Annotated in this window: 2 protein-coding genes; both read right to left on the reverse strand. The window is 48.2% G+C overall.

Annotation, left to right across the window (positions count from 1 at the left end; all coding sequences use genetic code 11):
- Positions 1–337: 337 nt before the first annotated feature.
- Complete coding sequence (locus tag QUA03_RS28170) at positions 338–4,957, reverse strand: nitric oxide synthase oxygenase (RefSeq protein WP_333216924.1); 4,620 nt, start codon at positions 4,955–4,957, stop codon at positions 338–340.
- 64 nt (positions 4,958–5,021) lie between these two features.
- Entirely contained in the window at positions 5,022–5,144 is a 123-nt protein-coding gene (locus QUA03_RS28175) for a hypothetical protein (RefSeq protein ID WP_333216926.1), read from the reverse strand.
- Between the last annotated feature and the right edge of the window lie 190 nt (positions 5,145–5,334).

Below are 5,334 nucleotides of genomic sequence, written 5' to 3' on the forward strand. Positions count from 1 at the left end.
TAAAAAGGCGATCGTTCCTTGTAGTGCAAGGGTTTGTGAGATTTGAACATTCCCCCTACTGGGGGAACTTCAGATTAGACCTTGGTTAGAAGTGTGTGAGATTCCTGGTCGGCGACGAGTATTGTGCAAATTCATCTATTAGATGAATGATTTTCGGACTCTTTTTAATGTTCGAGCAGTTACGAATTTGGTTGTTGCATAGCTTTATACTGTCCGCGAAGTGACAAAAGAGGGATAATACTCCTATCCTGATACTCAACTTAAATACTAATTAGGAGTCAGAAAAGTGATAAATTCCACCTCCTGACTCCCCTATCTAAAGCTTGCAATTCCAATTTTAGATAGTTAGCGGTTGCAATTCCTCCTCAACGGCGGGACTATCAGCAGATTCCTGCATACGATCGAGCCATTTTTCGGCTTTAGAGTAGTTGTCATGCTGTACCTCTTTGATGGATTCCTTGAAGTTCAGCACCACACCCCAAACATCGCTGAAGAAGCGTTTTTCTAGCTTCATTTGGTCGAAGAAATTAACAGCGTCAGTGTCCGAGAGTCCACCTTCCGTTTTGGCGATCGCCATAAACACCTCGAATACATTGTCTGCCATCTTGGCATCGCCACAGACATAGTAGTGGCATTGCGGATGGCTGAGTATTCGCCAGAGTTCTTGAGCTTTTTCTTGCATCAAGTTTTGCACATAGACTTTCTTGTCGGTCATCCGCGAGAAAGCAACTTCTAACCCAGACAGCACGCCTTGATTCTGCCAGCTTGCAAGTTGCTCCTCATAGAGGAAGTCACTGCGATCGCGACAGCCGAAATACAAGGAAGCATCACCTAATTGTGTTTCCTGCTGCAATAGGGCTTCCCGATAATGGAGGAAGGCAATCAGAGGCGCTACCCCCGTACCCGGCCCAACCATAAGCATTGGCGCGAGTGGATCGGCGGGTGGACGGAAGCTAGACGTGCGGACACTGAGGCGAACCTTTGCCCCCGTTTCAAGTCCGGCAAGGTAGTTGGAGCAAAGTCCCTGACGGGTTTTACCTGCATCCGTTTTAACTTGCAGCACTCCTACTGTGATTTGGATCTGCTGAGGATGAAGCGGAGCACAGGAGGAAATAGAGTAGAGACGTGGCTTTTGCTTAGGCAACAACTCTAGCAGGACTTCCAGTGTAATTTGGGCAGAAGGAAACTCATTGAACAAATCGACAACGCTCATGAAGTTGTCCGTGATGGTTTTCTTGAGCGTGATACTGTCGGGATGGTCCTCTCCTTGGCGGAGAATTTCCAACCAGGTTTCTAGGCGTTGTTTATCCTGGGGATTTTGTGCTACCGAGTACAGGTAGGTCAGCAGCTCGTTGAATGGTTCGCGCAAGGCGAGATCGAGGTCTTCGGAGAGAACCTGTCCGATCGTTGTGGGAACGGTAACAGGAGGTTTTTCTTCCAATTCCGTACCATCGGGCATTAGATAACGAGCTGTGAAATAGGTGTTGGGGGATACTGAGAGCCGATCGCACAACCGATTCACCAACTCCGTCGGATTGCAAGGATAAACTGCAACATGATCGCCTGTTTCATACTGCATATCGGTACCAGAAATATCAAAGACCAGATAGCGAGTAGAACGGCTACCAGGAATCACTTCTTTGAGCAGTTCGGTATTGGCAACCAGAGGTACTTCGACCCCTCTGTCTCCACTCACTTCTACTGGTGAAAGATTTGCAGCTTCCGCCTCACTCAAGAACGTAACGTTCAGTTTAGGTGCGGTTGCGGCTGTAGCATCTGCCGAGGTAGCATCCTCACCCAAAACGCGGCAAACCAGTCCTAACCATTGTTTGAAGGTGTCGGCTTGTCCCTTGATTTCATCACCTTTGTGGAGTGGCACAATACAGTTACCTCCCACCTTGGCGAGTGCCTTATCTACCGAAATTCCGGCAGCGCAGAAATGCTCATAAACGGTACTACCAATGCCCAGAACGGAGTAATTCAAACCGTCGAGGGAACCCGCAGGTTGGTCCTTCAACCACTCTAGGAACTTCTTGCCGTTTTCAGGTATTTCGCCATTGCCGAAGGTGGACGTGACGATGAGTAGGAGTTTCTCCGATGCCAGGGTGTCTGTGTTGTATTCATCCAGCGCCATCACCTTGGGACGGAATCGCTGGAGTTGACGACTGGCTTTCCGTGCAAAGCCTTCAGCAGTACCAGTCCCGGAAGCGTAGAGAATGAGGATGCGGTCTTGCTTGTTGTCGTCCTCGTCGTTAGTGGTGATGAATTTTTCCAGATCCATACCATCTTCGACTGCCCAGCGATCGGCAGCATGGTGATAGGCTGGCTCCAGGTAAAAGTCGCGCATCTGGTGGTGCCAGACCGGACAAGCACTTCCCCCTGATGAGGGTACGACCCAACCCGAATCTCCCGGACACTCACGCCCCAATTTCTTTTCTCGCAAGTCGTGGGCTAGGTATTGACGAGAGGCAGTTTGATGGTCTACCATCGTCACCTTCGCTGTTTGGAACGAGTACAGGATGGCAACATTGACTTCCAATGCTACGCGATCGCGCCATAATGTCTGCTCGGAACTGGTGTCGAGCTTGAGAACTTTGGCGATGTCCTCCATCTTGTTGTAGCGGTACTCATCCAGGAAATCCCGCATAATCTCGGTACCCATGAACCAGCCATTAAAGGGGATGCAGCCGTAGTTGATGCCGCCAACGTGCATCGAGAAGGCGCCAATGCCAGGGACGGCAACCCAACGCAAGCCTAATGACTTGAATTCTGGAATCGTGGGATGCTCGATTTCCACTTCCAGAATCTCCTCCCTATCCCAGTGGTACATCTTCGGTTCCATACCGGGAACTTCAATTACTAGAGGCAAAATGTCGTATTCCGTGCGTAGTTCAGGAGGTTGCCAGCCCAATTTCATAATCGCTTTTGTCAGATCCAGGTTAGCAGGATCGCCTTTGATGCTACCATCCGGTTGCTCGTATGCCGCATAACGAGCTAATTGTGAATTCCAGATGCGTGGCCCCCAGCGTTCATTAGGATGTTTGGGACGAAAGACGGTCATGGTAATCTGGATGTTACCGCCGTTTGTAGCATACTGTAGGTATTCTCTGATTTCGCGGAACATCTCATCAGGGTCGGTAACGTGGCGACGATCGCGTACCACCATGTTATTCCACTGAATCCGCCCAACACACTTAGAAGCATTGCGCCATGCCACTTGTGCCCCATAGGCCAGTTCTTCATAAGTGTGGGTATAGGTTCCGGTGGCTCGTACTTCCTCTTGAATTTCCGCCCAGCGTCGTGCCTTGTCCTCCGCTTCCCATTCCTGCTCAGTGGCGATTAGCTCCAGGTACTGCTTGGCTTTTTTGAGCAATCGTTCCTCATTCAGCTTGGGTAGCTTGATGACATTGATAGCGCGAGCGATTAACGTCTGCCATGCTTGCCGTAACTCTATCGTGAAGTCTGGTATGTACTTTTCAAGCATGACCAGCAGGTTGTCTTGTATAGCAGGATAGGCGCAGGAGGGTATATCATCAAAACTATTCACCTGCGATCCTAACTGCTGAACTATCAACTCCTCAAATTCCTCAAAGTCAATCTCGCCGCTACCATCGATATCTACGCGAATAAACAGAGCGTTCAACTCGCTTAGGGACAAGGGCAGCCCGGACTGGTGCGAGAAATCGATGAGTTCCTCAATAGAGATTGTTCCACTCCCATTTTTGTCAATGTTATTAAAGATATACACCCGCATATCTTGAATTAGTTGCTCTCTGCTGCCGCCATTGAACCTGTGAACCAAGAATTCCAACACTTGAAACAGGTTCAAGGACATATAATCCATGTTTGTCCGTCCAAAGATAGGCAGGATGAAGGGGTACTTTTCAAATAGAGTTTGAAAAAATGCCTGGCCAATCTCCTGCTGATTCTGTTGGAGTACGCTCAACGAGTCTGCCATGCGTTGCCTCACCTCTGGAAGCATTGCTTCTTCGTAGCGACGGACTGCCTCCACCATCGGCACAATTACATGGGTATTGAAGAAGCGGTAAAGGGCAGAGTTTGCGCCTTTTGCTAAATCCTGGTGATCGTACTCTTCCAGGTAAGCAACCGATGGTAGCATCCACATCCACACCTGCCGTGCCTTCAACCAGTGCTGGGGACGCATCCCGATATCGGCAAACAGCGCACCGTAATCCTCAACCGTGTCAAACGAATCCCCTTTTTCTGGAGGTACGCCCATTAAGGGTTCTCCAATTATATTCTGAGTTTCAGGCTGAAGTTGGTGTACGCAGCAATCAAACAATTCAAAGAAGAAATCATTCATGCTGTTCATCGCGTCCCCGAAGATGTACTCCAGTTCGGGTTCTTCTAGCAACAGGCGTTTCAAGAATTTTTCCATCTGCACTTCTTTCCATGCCCGCAGCTTGTTCCAGGTGTCTTTGACAATTACTTCTTCTGGGGGCAAAAGAGGAACGCTTTGAGGCATCTCGAACTCGGCCTCTGGCTGAGTTTCTTCGCTGTAAGTGCGGCGAGTAACGTTCTGATTCCCCAAGATGTTCAAGGTGCTGCTACTTCCCTCACTGGTACTCTGTGTCAGGCGAGTTTTCAGCTTCAATTGGGGTGCTTCATTCCAAGTTGTAATGGGAAATTCTAACTCGGCGCTGCGCTCTCCATTAAGGCAATCCTGGGTGGCAAACGCAACCGTTCCAGCATCTTGCCAAGGTTGAGTAATGTCCCCTTCCCGGTAACGCAGGGTAATGGAGATCGTGCAGTCTCCCTTATTTTTCAAATCCACCAACCAACTGGGTTGCGTGCGGTTCAGCAGATCCCTTTCCAATAAGCTTTGTCCCTCTTCGGAAACTACCTGCAAATGGCATTTATATTTATAGTTACTGGAAGCAGGGAAATCGCTTACAGAGACCTCAGATAGGTTGATAATTCGTTGATTTTTGTTCATGAGTGAAAAGTAAATGATTGAGAGGAGTTTTCGGCTAAGTTAACTGCATCATCATGCAGTTAACTTAATTCAATTCTTTTTGTGAAGCCAGAGACGTTGCTGTGGCTTTATCCGGGAATTTATCTGGAACTTCGATCGATCCATTGTCGGTACTTTGTACCTGGCCGTCTAAGTTTCTAGTGTTCATTATTTACTTTCACTAAGCCTTAAATAGGGTTTAGATTCTTTTCCACGATTTAAGTTTCAAACTTTTAAGTCAGACGAGTTAACGACCAAAGCACTCTGCTAAGAAAGCAAAGTCGGCTCTCCTGAACTTATGGTTATAAGTTTCTCTAATCAGAAAAGCAAGCTAATACGCGATTCCTAAAATTATTAAA

The organism is Microcoleus sp. S36b_A4 (genome assembly GCF_036700645.1).
Taxonomy (GTDB): domain Bacteria; phylum Cyanobacteriota; class Cyanobacteriia; order Cyanobacteriales; family Microcoleaceae; genus Microcoleus.